Origin of the sequence: Paenibacillus sp. FSL E2-0178 (genome assembly GCF_038593005.1) — a bacterium.
In the GTDB taxonomy this organism is placed as follows: domain Bacteria; phylum Bacillota; class Bacilli; order Paenibacillales; family Paenibacillaceae; genus Paenibacillus_AQ; species Paenibacillus_AQ phytohabitans.
Genome location: NZ_CP151953.1, coordinates 3,882,628 through 3,901,583 on the forward strand (window position 1 = coordinate 3,882,628; position 18,956 = coordinate 3,901,583).

Here is an 18,956-nt window from a genome sequence, read left to right on the forward strand (position 1 = left end):
ATATCATTCACCCTTTAATAGCTTCTGGAGTTCGCTGAGACCTTTCATATCATACTCGTTGCCGACGAGTCCATCAATGAGTACCGAGAGATTTGTTTCCGTTTCCCGTATCTCTGTTTCAACCGCAGAGTATGTGACGGCATATTTCTCAGAAAGAGCTTTGACCTTGTTTATCAAAACATTAATTTCTGCGCAGGGAAGCCGTTTAATATTCTCCGTAAGTGGAACAATCCATTTTTGTTCAAGCAATTCAAGCGCTTGATCGTCGGACAGCGATTCAATGGTTTGCTTTGTTTTCATATGCAAGGCTGCAGCATCAGTTTTAAACAGTATTTTTACTTCCTTTTCTTCGGCCATCAGCTTACTTACCTTTATAATTTTTGCTTCAAAAGATTCTTCCGGGAATTCAAAAACAGATCGAAGCTCTGCTAAATAAGTATTTACTGCTTTTTTAGTATAGGTGCCATCATGGCTCACTTCCATATTAGACCATACGACATTGTCCTGTGTGCTGATAAAGGCAAGCTTGTCAGCTTTCCTGGAAAGTGAGGAATAGTCTTTAAGAGCATTAATTTCCTGGTTATCGAGATCATCATAGATTACTTTAAGCCTTTCGCTGACTTCTTTCGCGACGAACGCATCACTGGAGTCTGTTGTCACACTTAAATCCTTTTCTTCTTCAGATAATGAGTCGAGTATTTCTTCATATTCAGAGGAGATTTCGGTAAGGCGGCCCTCTTTTTGCATAATCGCTTCATATTCATCCGAAAGAAGTGTCCGCTGCACAAGTTCAAATGGAATAACATGACCGATCCAACCGTCCTGTACTTCTTCCTCTTTGCCGTCTTTCTTCTTGATGACCATGTTGGGATCAACCTTCTTAACAGCGTTGAAGCCCTCTATCTGAATAACTTCAAGATCAACAGATGCTTTTGCCCACTCATCTGCAAGATATTGATAAGCTTCATATTTGTTAATAAGCGGAATGGAGGCAAGCCGGAAAAAAATTTCAGTACTCAGTACAGTCTCTTCTTTTGAAACATTCAACCTCGCCATATTGGTTATAAGCTCGTTTTTCATGAAATCTTCGAAGTCTTCGAAAGCATCCATGAAATTGGAAATAAAAGTTTTTACAGTAAGATTATCATTGACGATCTGTTCAATGTCTCCAACTGTCAATTTAACATAAGGACCCACACCATATGTAAACAATGCCTCCTTTAATCCCGGGAAAGCACTCCAGTACATATCGAGTTTAGCTACTTCACTCAGGGGAATGCCGCCGAACATAGAAGCATAGAGATCCCATTTCTCTGCATCTTCGAAGGAATCAACGTACCTCGGAATATTCAAGTTATATTCATTTCGTCGAATTTCCTCACGGCTGACTTTTCTTGCGAATTTGTCAAGATCCGCTCTGGCCGTTACGGTATCAACTATTTTCTTGATATCAGAAGCTCTGAGTTTGTTGTTCTTGCCAGCTTTCATAAAGCTTTTGGATGCATCAACAAACAGAACATCGGTATTCTCACGCTTTTGCTTCAACACAATGATGACTGTCGGAATACCCGTGCCAAAGAATATATTGGCGGGGAGTCCGATGATAACATCAATGTGATTGCCTTCGATTAAATTTCTGCGAATCCCGCCCTCTTCACCGCCGCGAAATAGGACTCCATGCGGGAGAACGATCGTCATGATGCCATCCGGCTTAAGATGAAACAAGTCGTGGAGCAAGAAAGCATAATCGGCTTTTGATTTCGGAGCGAGGCCAAACCGCGCGTAGCGAGGGTCTGTTTCCTTATTGATCGGATCCCAATGCTGAGAATATGGAGGATTCGAAACGACCGCATCCACATAAAGTGGGTTATACGTTTCAATCTGGTTGGCTTCATCAAAGTATGGCCAATCATCTTCCAAAGTGTCACCATTACGGGTTATAATATTATCCGGAAGGATACCTCGCATTACTAAATTCATACGAGTCAGGTTATATGTATTCTGCTTTAACTCCTGTGCAAAGTATTTGATGTTTTCTTCATCATCAATATATTTCGCAACAGAACGACCGATGTTGATCAAAAGAGAGCCCGAACCGCTCGTTGGGTCATAAATATTGATTTCTGTTCTGTCCTTCAAATGGTTTGCAACAATTTCGGACATAAGAAGGGATACTTCTTGCGGGGTGTAAAACTCGCCAGCCTTTTTTCCAGCATTGGCTGCAAACATGCTAATCAGATATTCATAAATGAAGCCAAGGACATCATAGTCCTGCTTTCCATTCATTGGTATATCTTTAATCATATGAATCAGATCGCTGATCGCTTTGGTTCGAGATGCAGAACTTTCACCGAGTTTGCTCAAACCGGCCTGCAAGGTATTGAATATACCCTCAAATACCATCTTATAAAAGGGATTAATTAGACGATTGAATGCTGACAAGGCATCTGTGACATTAGACACATCAAAGTCTTTGCCCATTTTGAGCCAAGTTGAGAACAAATCTTTGTAAGCAATAAAATATCCGATTCGTTCACGAACATACTTTACGGTTTCGGCATCATCTTCAACAAGCGTCTCGATGTCTTCCTGGGGAAAGCCTTCTTCTTTCAGAAACTTTAATTCCCTGTCCGAAAGATATTTATAAAATATGAAGCCAAGGATGTAATCTTTATATTCGTTGGCCTCAATTTTTGAGCGCATTTTATTAGCAGATTCCCATATTTTCGTGGCGAGTTGTTGCTTATTCATAAATTATTGTATCTCCTCTTTATATGTTTATTATATATAAGAAAATGTATACTTATATCTTTCCCACTATTGCGTTTAGTTTTCGCTTACCATATCAAATCACATCACCGATATCACAATATTTTTTTAAGAATTAAATAGCTTTATCTCTTCTAATTAATTTAAAAACAGCCCCAAAAATAATCCTGATACTATTTATAACTTCTATTAATTCTAATAGGAAGTGAAATCACTTGAGCTTGCTGTAGCTGATAGCTACACTTCTCAACCGAACAAACATTCCCAAAAAGCTTCAAAAAATATCATAGCACAAAAATAGAAAATTAAGAATAAACAATCAAATGTAGAATTGTATTTTCAAAATATGTTAAATCAGTTAATCGACACTCGTTACATATTTCTTATTCATAAAATGGTAGTATCTTTTATATAAATTCTTCATCAAGGTATTATTATCATTGGTTTCTCAAACAAGTGACTCATAATCTCTTTCTATCTTCGAATTCGGACACCTCCTAAAATTGCCCTTAACAAACAACTGCGATAATCCCCATTGCACCAAGAACCGTAATATTCCAGCGGTCAACGATCTGATAGAATAAATCCGGAGAGAGATACACTCCATTCTAAGATATAGTACGTATCGCGCAAATATATGCGTTTCCCGATCCAGGTCCATTGTTGCTGACGTAAAGAGGCACGAAAAGGCTAGTTTGCTCTAATCGTTGTGTCCAATACAGGCTCTAAGTGTCCTTTTTTACATAATAATACTCTTCGTCCAACGCAGAGTTCACCTCCTCTGGCGGCCTGAACGGGCGGCCCCCCCCTTTTTTTTCATAAGTAGGAAGCTGGTATAGTCTATACCCTAACTCGAAGAACGAGGAGCCTTATGTTCCTTCCGAAATTGCCACAATCATAGTTCCCTTGGGGATATCTAAGGCGACAGTAATCCGCTTGGCTCAACGGATGCCTGAATATAAACATCCTCATCTTCTTGCCCAAACCAGTGTGGAATCCCATCTATGTACCCTCTCCAACCAGGCATACGCTCATAAATATTAGCAACTGTATTCCATACTTCATCAGGCAGATGAGCCCAAATATTCAGATTACAATGATGAGAGGTTATTTCATTCATTTGCCTTCCCCCTATCATTCGAGGCTCAAACGAGTTAATTATCCACTTGCAAAAAGGATTATTTTTCTATATTTTTAAATATAAAGTAACCATTATCATAAAACAAAAAGGATACCCTCTAATGAAAAACAAAATGTTATTACTTCTTTCATTATTATCCGTGTTGTTTGTAAGCTGTGACAGCACAATTGTAAATGAGCCTCAGTCGGAGGAGCTTTATAACCCTCCATCAATCCAGTTAGAAATTGCAGTTGTTGGTGATGTTCCTTGCCTCAAAGATATTATTGAAGACACTAATATAAATTATGATGGCTTAATCATTGCAAAGGATTATCTGGCTGAAGCAGCCAAGCAGGAATATAAAGATTTTTTCAGTAACATAACGTATCCGGTATTTTTCATGGGGACTGAGAATCTACTGGTGAATGTATTTCATGACGACAGATTAACTCTTGAATCCGCAAGAATAAATGGTTTTGGAGCTCATGTATCCGGATTTGTTCTATTAGAGGGCAAGTTTCAGCAGTAGGGCTTGTACTTACCAAATAACCCTACAGAACAAGATATGAATAGAGATATGATTCTAAGAATCTCCAATATATTAGAAGATTTCAAAACTCTACGCAGTAACATGAAAACTGCAACTTAAATTCACCCTATAGTGGAGCACGGCAAATCCCCCCACAACTACTTATAGATGTCCAGAAGATGTCCTGCCATCCCTGGCCGGACAAACAGAAAAACCCTCTCCGTAAAGAGAGGGCGCTTCATTAACTACTCTTATCCCATCAACTCATAGAAATACTTAGCTTCCTGGGTCTTGTAGAGACTATACCAGGCCTTTAATCTGTCTGAATCCAATACATCCAGGGCTTTCAAGACATGTACCGCGAATTCTAGCGGCGCTATTCCAGAGGCAGTGATCAGCTTCCCATCCGTTACAGCAGACTGCATCTGGTAGAGCTCTTCGCCGGTGTACGCGGGACAGATCATTTTGAGGTACTCCAGATCATTGCTTGTATGCGGGCGTGAGTTCAGCAGTCCGGCCTGGGCAAGCGCAATTGTAGCCCCACAAATCGCTGCCACTAATATATCTTCCTGTATGCATCTCTCAGCAAGTTGGAGAATAGGCTTGTGGATGGCTTCGATCCATGTCTCTCCACCGGGTAGAATCAAGGCATCTGTGCTTGCAATGCTGCACTCATCCACCGTGATGTCAGGCATTATTGCCAGTCCGCCCATTGTAGTGATAAGCGTCTTCTCATTGGCTACGGTTACTATTTCAGTGGGGGCTTGCCCCTTCTTGTAATACCTTCCCGAGTTCAGTTCGGCAGTTAAGTACCCTATCTCCCAGTCTGCCATGGTGTCGAGCACATATAGATATACCTTATTATTCATTTGTACGTCCTCCTTCAAGTCCTTTCCTGTATTATAAAATAGCTTCACTGACAGCTGCTGTCAGTGAAGCTATTTTAGCTGAACATATAATAAAGACGCTTCGAGACTCCTCCCGAGCGTCTTTCTCCTTCTTTTATAGAAGATAACCCCTTAGTTCTTCCCCCCATACCCCTTATATGTAGCGTAAACGGCATTGGCATATTGATCTGCCAGGATAGGGCGGCCATAGGAGTCGGTAGCGCCCGGATACCAGTTGTCGCCTCCGTTATAATGCAGCAATCCGTTATAGATATCTCCGAATCTGACAATCTTCTCATTCAGGATCAATGCGCCCAGGTATACCTGATCCTGTTCGCTGCTGTGATTATACGCGCGGCCGAATTTGGCGCTGAATTGTGAGGCATAGGCACCCCGGGTGTTAGGTTCGACCTGCATCAACCCGTCGCCGGCAGATGGGCTGCCCGGCAGGCCTGCTCCGAAGCTGCTCTCCTTCTTAATCACCGCACTCAGCAGCAGTGCGAAATCTCCACCCTTGCCATAGGCATTGTCTGCATTTACGACATAGGTCCAGATTTGGCTTGGAACCTCAGAAGGTTTGGTTACAGAAGGAGGCTGTGATCCGGTATAGATCTTAACCGAGGTCATCTTGTCATTGACACTGTCGCCAACCCAGGAGGAATCTGCCGAATAGGTCCATTTGGCTCCTCCAAAGCTATCATTCTCATAGACTTCAACCGTCCAGCCGCCGGGAACCTTGAGCGAGGACATCCAGTCATTCGGAATGCCTGCAGCATTCAACTGGGACAATACATAATTGCCTACTCCCAGGGTTACTGCCTTCCCGCCATAGTTGATATCTGCATAGAATGTGACTCCGTTTGTTGCTGGGGGTGTTGTGGGTGCCGGTGTGGGGGTCGGTGTTGTTGTTGTTCCGCTCTTCCAAAGTGCAGGAACATTAGGCGGCTCCCAGCCTGTGAGGGAAGTATGGGCCTGAAGACAGCTATACGTGCTTCCGCTATAGGTTACTGTATCATTTACTGCATAAGCCGTATTAGGAGCCCATGCTCCTCTGGCGGCCGCGTTTGCCTGCGGTAAGGCTGTGAAGAACAGGGACAGGAATATGGCTGCAACTACCAAAAGGGATAAGGCTCTGGCTGGAACTTTTTTAATCAATCTTAAACCTCCTTTATTTAATTTACCGGTTTCGCCCATTAGGCGAACCACAGGTATATTGTATTGTCGTTTGTGAAAATAATTCCATCAATTTTACTCCCCACCCCCTTGCTGTTATGACAAATTCCGCGTTTTCATCAACACAGCTTCCTGTAATGATGCTATCATGAAACAATCAACTCATTTATAGCGAATTTTGTAGATTGGGGTCGGCTTCATGATGAGGGGTATTCTAAGGTTCGTTTCTCGTAATATCTTCTTTCATATAGCGGTTGCCGTTGTTATCGGTCTGGCCATAAGCTATGCCATCGTGCCTGTAACGCCAGGCGCCCCCAAGCTTCGAAGCGAAGAAGGCGTTCTGGATCTAACGCAGGCTTCTATCCTTAAGACTCCGCTAAAGTTACAGGGAGAATGGGAGTTCTACTGGCAGGAGCTGCTCTCGCCAGAGGATATACGGAGCCGGATGGCAAGCGGGGAAATGGCTGACCGGTATATCAGCATCCCCAGCTCTTGGCTGGGCTACAAGCTTGATGGTCAAGAGCTGGAAGGGCAGGGCTTTGCAACCTTTCGGCTGGTCACCCGGCTTAGCGGGCAGGACAGGAATGAGCGGCTTGCGCTGCGGCTGCCTACCATTTTTCATGCATATAAATTATGGGTGAATGGAGAGCTGCTGGCGGAAGTTGGCGAGGTTGGTCAGGACAAGAGTAGCGTGACACCGCGTCTGGCAACGAAGCTGGTATTCTTCCAGCCCGGGAGCGATACCGTAGAGCTGGTTATGCAGGTTGCAAACTTCCATCATAAGCGGGGCGGCATCACCACGTCTATAGAGCTGGGTGGCAGTAACGTATTAGCGGCCAAGACCACTCGGAAGGTTGCCGCAGAGATGTTCATAACCGCAAGCCTGCTGGTCATCGGCGTGTATCATCTGCTACTCTACATGCTGCGGCGCAAGGACAGGGCACCACTTTATTTTGGACTGTTCACTGTGTTGTTCGGTATCCGGTCCTTGCTGGTCGGCGAGCTCATGTTCACACAATGGTTTCCCCGTTTTCCGTGGGAATTGCAGTTCAAGCTCGAGTATCTGATTCTATGTGTCAGTGGTTATATCATCACCATGTATTTTGAATGCATTTTCCCGAATTATGTGTCGCGGTGGTTTCGTCTGGGCAGCCGGATCGTAACGAGCGCACTCTGTCTGGTCGTTGTACTGACCCCTGCAATTATATATTCAAGAATGTTACTGCTGATCGGTGTAATCGTTGTTCTTCACATGGTGTATCTGATGGTGGGTCTGGCTGAAGCGGCTGTGCGGCGTATGGAGGGTGCGCTGATCTTCCTGCTCGTGTCGATGGTTGCTCTGGTAACGGTGATCAACGATTTCCTGTATTTCAATGAATGGTCACTCATCGGTAATACCTCTCCGTTTGGGCTGCTCATATTCACGATCGCACAGATGATTCTGCTGTCTTCCAGATATACGCGGGCGGTAACGAACGAAGAGAGAATTGCACGTGAGCTGTACGAAGCCAATAACAAGCTGACTGAAATGAATTCCAATCTGGAGCAGCTCGTAATGGAGCGTACACATGCCTTATCCGCAGCCCACGAAGACCTCCGCATGTCGTATGAGCGGTTACTTCAATCCGAGCAAGGCAGGAAAAAGCTGCTTGCCTACATTACACATGATCTGCGAATGCCGCTGTCCAGCATGCTTGGTTATGTCGAGGCTGTGATCGACATGGTTAAGCCGGAACGCAATGAACAGTACCTGGAGTATATCCGGGATAACACGGTAAGGATTAACCGCATGATCGGGGAGTTGTCCTTCTTGTCCCATCTGGAGACGGGGCAGGTAGAATACCGTATGGAGCCGGTTCATGTGATTCATTTCCTGCGCGGTTTCTATGAACAATATGAGCTGGTAGTGCGTGACGCGGGGCTTGATTTCAACCTGGATACCGGACATACGGAGGATCTGGGAGCCTCCTTGCCTGTTGCCGGGATCGATGCGCAAAGATTAACGCAGGCGCTATTTAATCTGGTGTCGAATGCGATGAAGTTCACCTCTAGCGGCGGGATGGTGCGTCTTGCTCTAACCTGGGATGAGGTGAAGGATACCCGCACTGCAATCATTAGCGTACAAGACTCTGGTACGGGCATTCCCCCTGAGCAGCTCGAGCAAATCTTCGACCGCAATTACAGGGTTGACCGGCCGGGTATGGACATGGGAGTAGAGGGCAGCGGCCTTGGGCTGGCGATTTGCAGGGAAATCGTACAAGCGCATGGCGGAACGGTCCGGGCGGAGAGCGACGGCAAGACGGGGTCGGTATTCTATGTATCGCTGCCTTTGTATCCGGGAAGCAGGAAGGTGACAACATGATGGACACGTACAAAATTATGATCGTCGATGATGATCCCCATATCTGCGAGATTGTCCAGGCGTATTGTGAACGGGAAGGCTTCGTATCCTCGTATAGCCATAGCGGGACAGAAGCCATGCTGCTGCTTGCATCGTTTAATCCGGATCTGATTGTACTGGATGTACTGCTCGCTAATGAGAACGGCATTGACTGGTGCAGGAACGCACGCAGCTTCACGAATGCGCCGATTGTGTTTCTGAGCAGTCAGGAGGAGGACGAGGTGAAGATCAGCGCTTTAGCTTATGGCGGCGATGATTATGTGACCAAGCCGTTCAGTCCGGGAGTCCTCATGGCCAAGATTAAGGCTCACCTTCGCAGAGTATCGACGGGCAGAAGGGAACAACTGCTGGAGTTACCGGGTTTGACGCTGGATTTCTACGCACAGTCTGTCAACCTGGGCAGTAAAACGATTTTTTTATCGAAGAAAGAGTTCAGTCTACTCTCCTATATGGCCCAAAATGTGAATCAAGTCGTCACGGTCGATACGTTGTTTCATCTCATCTGGGGAATGAAGAGTCTGGAGGATACTAGAACGGTCGCCGTACACATCAGTAATTTACGCAAAAAAATCGAGGCTGATCCTGTCAATCCGGAGAGAATCCTTACGATTCGGGGGGCCGGATATATGCTGGTTGCCGGCAAGCGTTGAGCATAGCAATGTTCCCATAATAAAGGTTCAAGCATGAACTCTTGCTTGAACCTTTGGCATACTATTCACAACGCCCCCCGCCGCAGCTCATAGAAATACTGCACCACCGGATGCTTCAACTCCATCTTCTCCGTCATACTCAAAATCCGCTTTTTCCCGACTCTTCGATCCACCAGCGCAAGAATATTAAGTACCATGTCCCTGCTCTCCAGGCTCTCCTCAATAGGAGTAGTCAGGAACTTATTCGCGGCCACGATGAAATTCGATTTAACGAGTGTTGCCTGCGCTGACATTAGCTCTTTGGCATGCTCTGTACTTAATCTGCTTCTGGCCATTATGATTAGGCGATCCTCCGGCACGGGTCCCTTGGCAGCTTGTCTGACCGCTTCAATCTCTTCCTTACTGACAGGAATGCGGATATCCGGATCATTCTTAATCTCCAGCTCTGTCTGATACCATCGGATCGTGTTTGTTTTATCACCCATATTGAGTATGTTCCTTCTGTCTACTGAGATGTAACAGATTCCCGATTTATCAGGCAGATAACGGTAACCCGGCGCGCGGTATTCTACCCTGCCCTCTAACGCAGGACTGAGAAAGCCCTCCAGTTGCTGCTTCAATTTGCTCCAGGACATGTAATCCCCCCTTCCACCCGGAATTCTAGAATCCCGGCCGTCTAATTCCCAAGCTCGTCCGCCCCGTCCTGCTCCCTGCTCCCGAACTCCTCCAGCAGCGCACGCACTTCACTTGTCGACTTCGTGTTCATTAAGTTATTTCTTAATTCACTGGCCCCGCGGAAGCCGCGGACATAAATCTTGAAGAACCGCTGGAGCGGACTGAAAGAACGGGGCTTCTGTCCTGAATACTCATCATAGAGATCCAGATGTAGCCGCAACAGATCAAGCAGTTCCGCGCTGCTATGCTCCTTCGGCTCCTGTTCAAACGCAAACGGATTCTGAAAAATCCCGCGCCCGATCATAATCCCGTCCACACCGTACTCTTCAGCGAGCCTCAGGCCGGTCTGACGGTCGGGGATATCCCCGTTAATAGTCAGCAGGGTATGCGGTGCGATCTCATCACGAAGCTTCTTAATCTCCGGAATCAGCTCCCAATGGGCATCCACCTTGCTCATTTCCTCCCTTGTACGCAGATGAATCGACAGATTCACAATGTCCTGCTGCAAAATATGGGTTAACCAGCCTCGCCATTCGCCCAGGTCAGTGAACCCGAGCCTTGTCTTGACACTGACGGGCAGTCCTCCGGCTTTGGCCGCCTGGATGATCTCTGCTGCGAGTTCGGGACGGCAGATCAGACCGCTTCCCTTCCCGTTCTCGGCTACATTCGCTACAGGACAACCCATATTTATATCGATGCCCTTGAAGCCTTCCTCAGCCATGCCGATGCTCATCTGCCGGAAGTATTCCGGCTTATCACCCCAGATATGAGCGACAATCGGCTGTTCATCCTCAGTATAAGTCAGACGCCCGCGCACAGCATGGTGCCCCTCCGGGTGACAATAGCTCTCTGAATTCGCAAACTCCGTGAAGAACACATCCGGTCTGCCCGCTTCACTTACGACATGGCGAAACACAACATCCGTCACATCCTCCATGGGTGCCAGTATGAAAAAAGGGCGTGGTAGTTCACGCCAGAAATTATTCATCATATTAAAAACCTCTCTATAAATAGCAAGATATTAAAGCAAATTATATCATAATCCCGGAGGAAACATACTTACCCAATTAATTCATGTAAGACGGAACAGCTCGCATATGGTAAAATAAAGCAGAATTTACTTTCCAGATGAATGTAACTTCAAGCGATCAAGAAGGAGAATGAATATGAGAATATGCAGTGACAACGCTCCGTGCAAAGTCTGAACCGGACGAAACTGCACGGAGCGGATTACAGCTCGTCCGTTCGGCTTTGCACTTTCATTGAATTGTTAAGAATTCATTGAAAGAGGAGCAGAGTCATGATAACAAAATTCAAAGTCAACCTCAGGGAGCTTCGTACTTTCCTGATTTTATGGATTACACAGTCCTTCTCGGCACTGGGCAGTGCAATGACCGCCTTTGCCCTGGTGATCTGGTCTTATCAGCAGCATGGATCGGCTCTAACCAGCTCTCTGTTGGTTATCTGTTCTTACGCACCTTATGTGCTGCTCAGTATCTTCGCAGGTGCACTGAGCGACCGGTGGAACAAGAAGGCTACGATGCTGATCAGTGACAGCTTTGCGGCACTTTGTACCGTCACGGTCCTTATACTGATGACAATGGGTAAACTCCAGATCTGGCATCTGTATCTGGTTAATACCTTGACTGGCGTGATGAACACTGTACAGCAGCCGGCGTCGGATGTAGCCATTAGCCTGCTGGCTCCGCAGCAACATTACCAGAAGGTTAGCGGAATGCGTTCCTTTTCTAATTCGCTGGTTACCATATTGACGCCTATACTCGCTACTTCAATACTTTCCTTCACCAGTATCCGGGTTGTGATCCTGTTTGATCTGATTACCTTTGCCACGGCGTTCACGGCATTGCTATGCTGTGTCCATATCCCGCAGGTTCCTAAGCGGAGCAGCACCGGTAGCGAGACGATATTGCAATCGGCTTCAAGCGGCCTGCGGTATCTCAGGGATAACCGTGGCATTCTGGATTTGATCCTTTTTTTGGCCTTGATCAATTTCACCGCCTCCATCTTCAATGCTGCCCTGCCCGCAATGATGCTCTCACGGACGGGTGGCGGAGAGCTGGCGCTGGGGATGGTCAACACCGTTACAGGGATAGCCCTGATGCTTGGGAGTATTTCAGTTGCTATCCTGCCGCCGCCCAAAAGCCGGGTCCGGGTCATTTGTAATTGCCTGCTTTTTTCCATGAGCACCGAGAATTTCTTCCTTGCCTTTGGCAGAAGCACGCCTATATGGTGTTTGGGTGCAATCCTCGGATGGATATTCATTCCTGTTATGAACGCTAATATGGATGTGCTGTTCCGCTCCACAATTCCAATTGAGATGCAGGGGCGTGTCTATTCGGCAAGGAATACCTTGCAGTTTTTCACCATTCCATTGGGATATCTGTGCGGCGGTATATTGGTAGACAGGGTGTTTGAACCCTTTATGGCAGGGCAGCCGCTAGGCAGCCTGTGGGTCGCACTGGTCGGAACAGGCAAAGGCTCCGGAGCAGCTCTGCTATTCCTGGTAATCGGAATTACCGGTGCATTATCTTGTCTGCCGTTCCGGGCGGACAAACATATCTGGAGGTTGGAGGAATAGCTTCTCCTCCCCCAACTTACCCCAACTGCAATTAGCACAGGGTGGCTCTAAGGCTGCCCTGTGCTTTTTCAATTTCCGAATATATCCCAAATGCGAATTAACATAAACGTTTCCAATTATTCATAATTCATCCTAATTCAGATGAATACGTTAACATTCGGATCGTATGCTATAAAGTCTGACCTCACTGAAATCACTAAGAGGAGGAAAATGGATGTCGTTCGGGTTCCGGAAGCTCAGTGTATGGTTTGCAGCTTTGATATTGCTGGCAGGTGCTTATGCGTATCCGGGTTATGAAGTGAAGGCTGAAGGTGCAGCAGGCTATTATCACACCTCAGGCAACAAAATCGTGGATTCCGCCGGGAATCCGGCCGTATTCAACGGACTGAACTGGTTTGGCTTCGAAACCGCGAATTACTCTCCGCATGGGCTGTGGTCCCGTTCCATGGATGATGTGCTCGACCAGATCAAGACGGAAGGCTATAACCTGATCCGGCTGCCCTACTGCAACCAGATGTTCGATGCAGGCTCTGCAGCCAATAGTATCGATTATGCCAAAAATCCTGATCTGGCCGGCCTTACGCCGGTGCAGATTATGGATAAACTGATTGAGAAAGCCGGGAACCGCGGCATCCGGATTTTCCTTGACCGGCACCGGCCGGATTCCGGCGGACAATCGGCACTGTGGTATACTGCGGCCTATCCCGAAACCCGCTGGATCAGTGACTGGGTGATGCTGGCCCAGCGCTATGCAGATAATCCTACCGTCATTGGAGCCGACCTGCATAACGAACCGCATGGTACGGCAAGCTGGGGAACAGGTAATCCTGCCACAGACTGGCGGCTGGCCAGTCAACGGGCAGGCAATGCCATTCTCGCCGCGAATCCGAACTGGCTCATTATTGTCGAAGGCATTGAGACCAACGTTCAGGGCAACTCCAGCAGCTATTGGTGGGGCGGTAATCTGACAGGCGTGCGTAATTACCCGGTCACGCTTACTGTGCCGGACCGGGTGGTCTATTCCCCGCATGATTATGGTCCCGGCGTTGCCTCACAGACCTGGTTCAGTGCTGCCGACTTCCCCAATAATCTGCCGAAGCTGTGGGATGATACCTGGGGATACATCAGCAAGGAACAAATTGCCCCCATTCTTGCCGGAGAATTCGGCGGGCGCAGCGTAGATACCTTATCGGCGGAAGGGAAATGGCAGCATGCGCTCGTAAGCTACATCGGCCAGAACAATCTCTACTGGACGTACTGGAGTCTGAATCCCAATAGCGGAGATACCGGAGGTCTGCTGCTGGATGACTGGACCTCCTGGAATGCGCCGAAGCAGGCTATGCTGGACCTTATTATGAAGCCGGTCACCTTCACCCCTATTGGTGATCCTGGCGGACCCGGTGAAGGCCCCGGATCTGGCGACCCTCATGCCACACTGCTCTACCGTGCCGGTGAGACGGGGACGGCCGTGGGCTCAATCCGGGCGAGTCTACAGCTGAAGAACGAGTCCGGTAGCTCTATTCCGCTGAATGAGCTTACGATACGTTATTGGTACAACAGAGATGGGAATGCTGCACAGACCCTGGAATTTGATTACGCGGTCATCGGCAAAGAAAAATTGCTGACGCAAATCGTCCCCTTGGCTACACCGCGGGCAGGTGCCGATACCTATGCGGAGATCGGATTTACGGCAGGTGCAGGCTCACTCGCAGCTTCCGGCACAACCGGAGATATTCAGTTCCGCATTCACAACTCGAATTGGGCGAATCTCAACCAGGCTAATGACTACTCATTCCAGCCCGCCATCATCAGCTACGCCGCGAATGACCACATCACGATTTATCATCAAGGCCAGCTGATCTACGGAATTGAACCCTAAATGTCTGAATTGACCATAGCAGGTGAGCTGTCTAATGGTTACGCTTAATGTGCAGGAGCACGTTAAGGGAGGATGAAAGAGATGTATGCGCACCATAGACAGACGCTGGAGAAGCTGGTGGAGAAGCAGGAGAAGGACCCTTCCTGCCTGGCAGTAATCACCAGCGGTTCGGTAGCCCAGGGAACCGCCAAGGAGACCTCGGATGTGGATGTTCACCTGGTATTCACCGATGAAGCCTATGAAGAGTATGACCGGAAGAATAGGCTGTCCTACGTGGACCGGGAAGTCAGTACCTATGAAGGCGGATACGCCGATATCAAAGTGATCAACCTCCGGTTCCTGGAGCTTGCCGCGGGGCGGGGCAACGAGCCTACGAGGTATGCTTTTACCGGATCGGATGTACTATTCTCCAGAATCCCGGAGCTGGGTGAACTGGTCGCCCGAATTCCGCTCTATCCTGAAGAGAACCGGGAACACAATCTGCAGGACTTTTGCGCCCAGATCTTCCTGTATGCTTTCTATTTCGCCAAAGAAGCGGCCCGGAAGAACGACGCCTACCTGCTCGCTCACACGGCCAGCAACCTGGTCTTCTTCAGCGGGCGAATGATCCTGGCTTATAACCGCATGCTCTTTCCAAGCCACAAGGGGCTGCTGGATGCCGTTGAGGCTGCAGAAGCTAAGCCGAAGGACTTTCGTAAGCTCGCTGCAGAGCTGCTGCAGTCGCCCGGCGCAGATAAGAGTATGCGCTTCGCCGCGAAGGTGCTGGCTTTCTATAATCACGGCCTTACCTTCGAGCAGGCGCTGGGCATTTATGTGCTGAGCAACGAGCGCTCTTGGATAGAGCAGCCCCCTTCCTTGCAGGACCGTTAACAACAAACAGCGACTCTCCGATGATGGAGAATCGCTGTTTTGACGTTTGGGCCAGGGGCAGATTGCTTCTTCATAGATAAACCCGGTGCTGCTGCGCCTCGGCCATGATTAGGGATTGCAGGTGTATCCGTTCCCATGTAGCTTCCAGCTGCTCTGCCCTTTGCCCGCTCATGATTTCTGCGAAGGCATTCAACTGGCTGACATAATAGTTCATCGGTTCGAATTCGCACAGGGTGCTGCGGTTGTCCGGCAGATCATGCCGTATCTTGATTTTGTAGAAGCCTTTGACCGGCCGGAAGAAATCCGGGACCGTCAGCACTGTCTGCGCAAAATGCAGGGTATGCGAAGCCCGGAAGGGTAGCTCGAAGGAAGTCAGACATTCAGCTTCCAGACCGTTCTCATACTGCAGCGCCGCCTGAAAGGTCCAGTCACAGCCCTCCGGCCCGTCAAACGCCGACTGCGCCCTGATCTCACTAGGCTGAAGACCGATAAGGGCCTGCAGGAACTGCAGCCAATAGCAGCCCAGATCGGCAAAAGCGCCTCCGCCCTTCGCCTTAACACTGCGGTAATTCCCGGCATATCTGTCCTTGGCAGGTACGGATATTCTTGTACTGATCTTGTAGAGCGGGCCGAATTGCCCGGAGTCGACAATGGATTTCAAGGCTTGCTGCCAGGGGTGGAAGGCAATCATCAGACCTTCGGCGAGCTTCGGGACGACGGAGCTTTCTTTTACCAGCCGTAACCGTTCAGCTTCTTCGGGATGCAGGCACATCGGCTTCTCTACCAATACATGCTTCCCCGCCTCCAATGCCCGGACTGCCCATTCTGCATGAAGGTCATTGCTGAGTGCAATATATACCCCCTCCAGATCGCCAAGCTCCAGCAGCTCCTCCAGACTGCCCGCCACATAAGGAATCTGGTAGGCTTCCGCCAGTCTCGCTGCCTTGTCCCGTGTCCGGTTGGCGATTGCGGTTATCCGCACCTTCTCCACAACCCGCGCAGGCTCCAGCATGGCAGGTACAGCAATATTCGAGGCACCCAGGATACCGAGCCTATAGGCAGGCTGATCATACCCGTTCTTCATACATGCGTCAGGGCAGCATAGGTATTCAGGTACAGCACATTGCATTTGGAGCAGGCCGGCGACAAGCCTTCATCCAGAATCCGCCGCAGCCTGTCGTAGCGGGCTGAATTCCATATTTCCGTCAGCGGTTGCTCCTTCACATTGCCAATAGCCAGCTCGCCAAAAAATTTGCAGGCACTCACCATGCCGTTGGGAGCAATATCCACCCGGGTACTGAGCGCCAGACATTTCGATGTACTGCGGGAGAGCATCGGCTTGCCGGCCACAAAATCCTCGATTTCATCAAAGTCGAGCCCCGGCTGGTAACGGATTCGGGTATTATGCCAGGTGTTGCTGTTGATCCGCTTCAGGTCTTCGGTCAGCCTTGTGACATTCTCAGGCTTGATATGGTATTTGAAGGCATGCCAGCTGCTCCGGTGATCCGGCGGAAGCTCCGCCAGCCACTGGAAGTGTTCATCGTAGAACCGGTCCATTTCCAGGCTCGTGTCCGCAGAGATATACCACGGGAAGCAGAGCAGTACCAGATCGACGCCCTTGTGCTCAAAAAACTCCACCAGCTCATACAATCGGCCGATCATATTGTCGTTAATCACATTGTGCACAGAGATCCGGCCGCGGAAGCGGCCTTGCCTGCGCAGCTCGAGCAGCCGTTCGACGCTCTCGATCACCTTCTGAAAGGAACCTTTGCCGCGCAGCAAATCATGCTCCGCCTCGAACCCCTCGATCGGAATCAGCAGCTCCAGGTTGTCGGAGATTGCACACAGCTCCTCTTCATACTTAGGAATCAGATAGGCATTGGTACAGATCGTGGTGTCCCGGGGATGCTCTTGCAGGAGCTCCAGAATCTGCTTGGTATTCCGGTGAAACAGCGGCTCGCCGCCCCATAAATACAAGCGGGACTGCGCTTCATCTGTCTCCTCGAGCAGCCTCCGGATCATCTCCACATCCATATCGAGATTCTGCTCGGCGGTGTCCATATCATGATGATAGCCGGATTCATTCCACTGGTAGCAATGCTTGCAGCGGAGATTACAGCGGTTGGTCAGCTTCAGGGACATAATCTCCGGCATAACGGTTTTGAACCCTGGATCTAGCTTGCGTTCCCTGTGCGGGACCACCACATTCTTAATCGTGCGTTTCAGGGCCTCAAAGGACTTGGCGTCCAGGCTCACTCTACTGGTAGGCTGCATTAGCTTCTCCCTTCTGCTGCGGATAGCTGCTCCGCATAGCTTGCCGAATAATCCGGGTACCGGCCCTTGGCTGACTGGAGGTTGTCCGCCAGCTTCCGCAGCGCCTCACGGTCAAAGCCCATCTCGGCCCACTCCCCGTAACGGATACCGTACCCAAGCTCTACCCACAGATCGCTGTTAATCTTCTCATGCGGGCCGAAGGGGTCCAGCAGCACCAGCGGTGTGCCCGAGGCCAGTGAATCAATCAGGGCGCCTCCACCCGGCTTGCTGATAACTGCGGATGCCTGCCGGATGACGCCATACATCCCGTCCTGGTAGTTACGGCAGGGCGGATAGTGGTCCGGCTGGCTGACGGTTACTTCTGCAAAAGGCGGGAAGGTATACTGCCCGCTGCTGTCACGCTTCCAGGTCCGCCACTCCGGATCGTTCATATAATAACGTCTTCCATGGATGGCCTCTCCAATCTCCTGAGGACTGTACGCGGCAATATCCAGTTCATACCCTGCCGACTCCAGGCTATCAAACTTCTCGCGGAAGGTGCCAATTCCCCAGCCGCCGCCATGAACAACCAGTCTCCCGTTCTTGGCCGCAGCGGGCAGCGCCTCCGCGGTTCCGGCATCTATGCTGCATAGAATCTCCCTTGCCGCAGGGTCATACATACTTACTTCACGATAACCTTCCGCATAACCGGGATTCAGCCTGCGGAGATTCTTCCATGACGGCGAGAGGTCGGCATCAATATAGAGCAGGTCAGCCTCCACAGGAAAGCCGGCCAGTTCACGGTACCTGTCCATGACATGCACCCAATGCCCGGATAACACAATGAAGCGCTGCCGTTCTTGCTGCTTCCATTGCTGCAATAAATGTTCCACGGCCGCAGCATCCAGGCTGCCCCGGATATCACCCGGTATTTTCTGCGAGGTCAAGGCTACGGCAAAGCTCTGCTGGTACGCTTTGCGGCTGTTGTCTGTCTGCTGTTTTTTGCTGTCGGACATGAGTGTTTCAAAAACCTCAATCTCCGCCTGGATGCCAAGTGCGGTAAGTCTCCGTTCCATCAGCAGGCCGGGGACATAGAAGCCCAGACCAAAACCAGAGCATAGAATCGTCACGGTGTTATTCATTGGAGGGTC

Annotated in this window: 15 protein-coding genes; 6 read left to right on the forward strand and 9 right to left on the reverse strand. The window is 49.1% G+C overall.

Annotation, left to right across the window (positions count from 1 at the left end):
• Window positions 1–3 precede the first annotated feature (3 nt).
• Together MHI42_RS16840 and MHI42_RS16845 are read right to left on the reverse strand one after the other, a co-directional pair.
• Window positions 4–2,751 carry a type I restriction-modification system subunit M gene (locus MHI42_RS16840; RefSeq protein ID WP_342424531.1) on the reverse strand — a complete coding sequence of 916 codons (2,748 nt, stop codon included), beginning with the start codon at window positions 2,749–2,751 and terminating at the stop codon, window positions 4–6.
• Window positions 2,752–3,685: 934 nt separating this feature from the next.
• Window positions 3,686–3,889, reverse strand: a complete 204-nt coding sequence (locus MHI42_RS16845) for a hypothetical protein (protein ID WP_342424532.1) — start codon at window positions 3,887–3,889, stop codon at window positions 3,686–3,688.
• Window positions 3,890–4,010: 121 nt separating this feature from the next.
• Between MHI42_RS16845 and MHI42_RS16850 the strand changes: the two genes are divergently transcribed.
• Window positions 4,011–4,418: a hypothetical protein gene (locus MHI42_RS16850; RefSeq protein WP_342424533.1), complete on the forward strand. Its 408-nt coding sequence runs from the start codon at window positions 4,011–4,013 to the stop codon at window positions 4,416–4,418.
• A gap of 251 nt (window positions 4,419–4,669) precedes the next feature.
• On the opposite strand, the gene MHI42_RS16855 is transcribed toward MHI42_RS16850, so the two are convergent.
• Window positions 4,670–5,287, reverse strand: a complete 618-nt coding sequence (locus MHI42_RS16855) for a type 1 glutamine amidotransferase family protein (protein WP_342424534.1) — start codon at window positions 5,285–5,287, stop codon at window positions 4,670–4,672.
• A 150-nt stretch (window positions 5,288–5,437) separates the two neighbouring features.
• A complete protein-coding gene (locus MHI42_RS16860; RefSeq protein ID WP_342424535.1) occupies window positions 5,438–6,460 on the reverse strand; it encodes a carbohydrate-binding protein in 1,023 nt (340 codons plus the stop codon).
• 217 nt (window positions 6,461–6,677) lie between these two features.
• Here MHI42_RS16860 and MHI42_RS16865 point away from each other — a divergent pair, with 217 nt between their 5' ends.
• Complete coding sequence (locus tag MHI42_RS16865; RefSeq protein WP_342424536.1) at window positions 6,678–8,840, forward strand: ATP-binding protein; 2,163 nt, start codon at window positions 6,678–6,680, stop codon at window positions 8,838–8,840.
• Window positions 8,837–9,529 carry a response regulator transcription factor gene (locus MHI42_RS16870; protein WP_342424537.1) on the forward strand — a complete coding sequence of 231 codons (693 nt, stop codon included), beginning with the start codon at window positions 8,837–8,839 and terminating at the stop codon, window positions 9,527–9,529. Before MHI42_RS16865 ends, MHI42_RS16870 begins: the two co-directional genes overlap by 4 nt.
• A 65-nt stretch (window positions 9,530–9,594) precedes the next feature.
• On the opposite strand, the gene MHI42_RS16875 is transcribed toward MHI42_RS16870, so the two are convergent.
• The gene (locus tag MHI42_RS16875) at window positions 9,595–10,164 is read right to left on the reverse strand and encodes a hypothetical protein (RefSeq protein ID WP_342424538.1); all 570 of its coding nucleotides are present in this window, start codon (window positions 10,162–10,164) and stop codon (window positions 9,595–9,597) included.
• Window positions 10,165–10,205: 41 nt separating this feature from the next.
• Entirely contained in the window at window positions 10,206–11,195 is a 990-nt protein-coding gene (locus MHI42_RS16880; protein ID WP_342424539.1) for a tRNA-dihydrouridine synthase, read from the reverse strand.
• A 309-nt stretch (window positions 11,196–11,504) separates the two neighbouring features.
• On the opposite strand from MHI42_RS16880, the gene MHI42_RS16885 reads away from it, so the two are divergent.
• From MHI42_RS16885 to MHI42_RS16895, 3 genes are all read left to right on the forward strand, one after another.
• Window positions 11,505–12,803 (forward strand): MFS transporter, encoded by a 1,299-nt coding sequence (locus MHI42_RS16885; RefSeq protein WP_342424540.1) that lies wholly within the window; start codon window positions 11,505–11,507, stop codon window positions 12,801–12,803.
• A gap of 214 nt (window positions 12,804–13,017) precedes the next feature.
• Complete coding sequence (locus MHI42_RS16890) at window positions 13,018–14,682, forward strand: cellulase family glycosylhydrolase (protein ID WP_342424541.1); 1,665 nt, start codon at window positions 13,018–13,020, stop codon at window positions 14,680–14,682.
• Between the two features lie 72 nt (window positions 14,683–14,754).
• Entirely contained in the window at window positions 14,755–15,552 is a 798-nt protein-coding gene (locus MHI42_RS16895) for a nucleotidyltransferase domain-containing protein (protein WP_342424542.1), read from the forward strand.
• Window positions 15,553–15,622: 70 nt separating this feature from the next.
• On the opposite strand, the gene MHI42_RS16900 is transcribed toward MHI42_RS16895, so the two are convergent.
• Genes MHI42_RS16900 through MHI42_RS16910 form a run of 3 tightly spaced genes read right to left on the reverse strand, consistent with a single transcriptional unit; the run spans window position 15,623 to window position 18,947 of the window.
• Window positions 15,623–16,636 carry a Gfo/Idh/MocA family oxidoreductase gene (locus MHI42_RS16900; protein WP_342424543.1) on the reverse strand — a complete coding sequence of 338 codons (1,014 nt, stop codon included), beginning with the start codon at window positions 16,634–16,636 and terminating at the stop codon, window positions 15,623–15,625.
• Window positions 16,633–17,826, reverse strand: coding sequence for a radical SAM protein (locus tag MHI42_RS16905; RefSeq protein ID WP_042133462.1), 1,194 nt, complete (start codon window positions 17,824–17,826; stop codon window positions 16,633–16,635). Before MHI42_RS16905 ends, MHI42_RS16900 begins: the two co-directional genes overlap by 4 nt.
• Window positions 17,826–18,947, reverse strand: coding sequence for a UDP-glucuronosyltransferase (locus tag MHI42_RS16910; protein ID WP_342424544.1), 1,122 nt, complete (start codon window positions 18,945–18,947; stop codon window positions 17,826–17,828). The genes MHI42_RS16905 and MHI42_RS16910 overlap by 1 nt, the downstream gene beginning before the upstream one ends.
• Window positions 18,948–18,956 lie beyond the last annotated feature (9 nt).

Excerpts from the sequence above, each read along its gene's own strand:
- MHI42_RS16870 (WP_342424537.1), top strand. The coding sequence starts at position 8,837 with ATGATGGACACGTACAAAATTATGATCGTCGATGATGATCCCCATATC.
- MHI42_RS16885 (WP_342424540.1), top strand. The coding sequence starts at position 11,505 with ATGATAACAAAATTCAAAGTCAACCTCAGGGAGCTTCGTACTTTCCTG.
- MHI42_RS16855 (WP_342424534.1), bottom strand. The coding sequence starts at position 5,287 with ATGAATAATAAGGTATATCTATATGTGCTCGACACCATGGCAGACTGG.
- MHI42_RS16880 (WP_342424539.1), bottom strand. The coding sequence starts at position 11,195 with ATGATGAATAATTTCTGGCGTGAACTACCACGCCCTTTTTTCATACTG.
- MHI42_RS16865 (WP_342424536.1), top strand. The coding sequence starts at position 6,678 with ATGATGAGGGGTATTCTAAGGTTCGTTTCTCGTAATATCTTCTTTCAT.
- MHI42_RS16845 (WP_342424532.1), bottom strand. The coding sequence starts at position 3,889 with ATGAATGAAATAACCTCTCATCATTGTAATCTGAATATTTGGGCTCAT.
- MHI42_RS16840 (WP_342424531.1), bottom strand. The coding sequence starts at position 2,751 with ATGAATAAGCAACAACTCGCCACGAAAATATGGGAATCTGCTAATAAA.
- MHI42_RS16895 (WP_342424542.1), top strand. The coding sequence starts at position 14,755 with ATGAAAGAGATGTATGCGCACCATAGACAGACGCTGGAGAAGCTGGTG.
- MHI42_RS16875 (WP_342424538.1), bottom strand. The coding sequence starts at position 10,164 with ATGTCCTGGAGCAAATTGAAGCAGCAACTGGAGGGCTTTCTCAGTCCT.
- MHI42_RS16850 (WP_342424533.1), top strand. The coding sequence starts at position 4,011 with ATGAAAAACAAAATGTTATTACTTCTTTCATTATTATCCGTGTTGTTT.
- MHI42_RS16890 (WP_342424541.1), top strand. The coding sequence starts at position 13,018 with ATGTCGTTCGGGTTCCGGAAGCTCAGTGTATGGTTTGCAGCTTTGATA.
- MHI42_RS16910 (WP_342424544.1), bottom strand. The coding sequence starts at position 18,947 with ATGAATAACACCGTGACGATTCTATGCTCTGGTTTTGGTCTGGGCTTC.
- MHI42_RS16900 (WP_342424543.1), bottom strand. The coding sequence starts at position 16,636 with ATGAAGAACGGGTATGATCAGCCTGCCTATAGGCTCGGTATCCTGGGT.
- MHI42_RS16905 (WP_042133462.1), bottom strand. The coding sequence starts at position 17,826 with ATGCAGCCTACCAGTAGAGTGAGCCTGGACGCCAAGTCCTTTGAGGCC.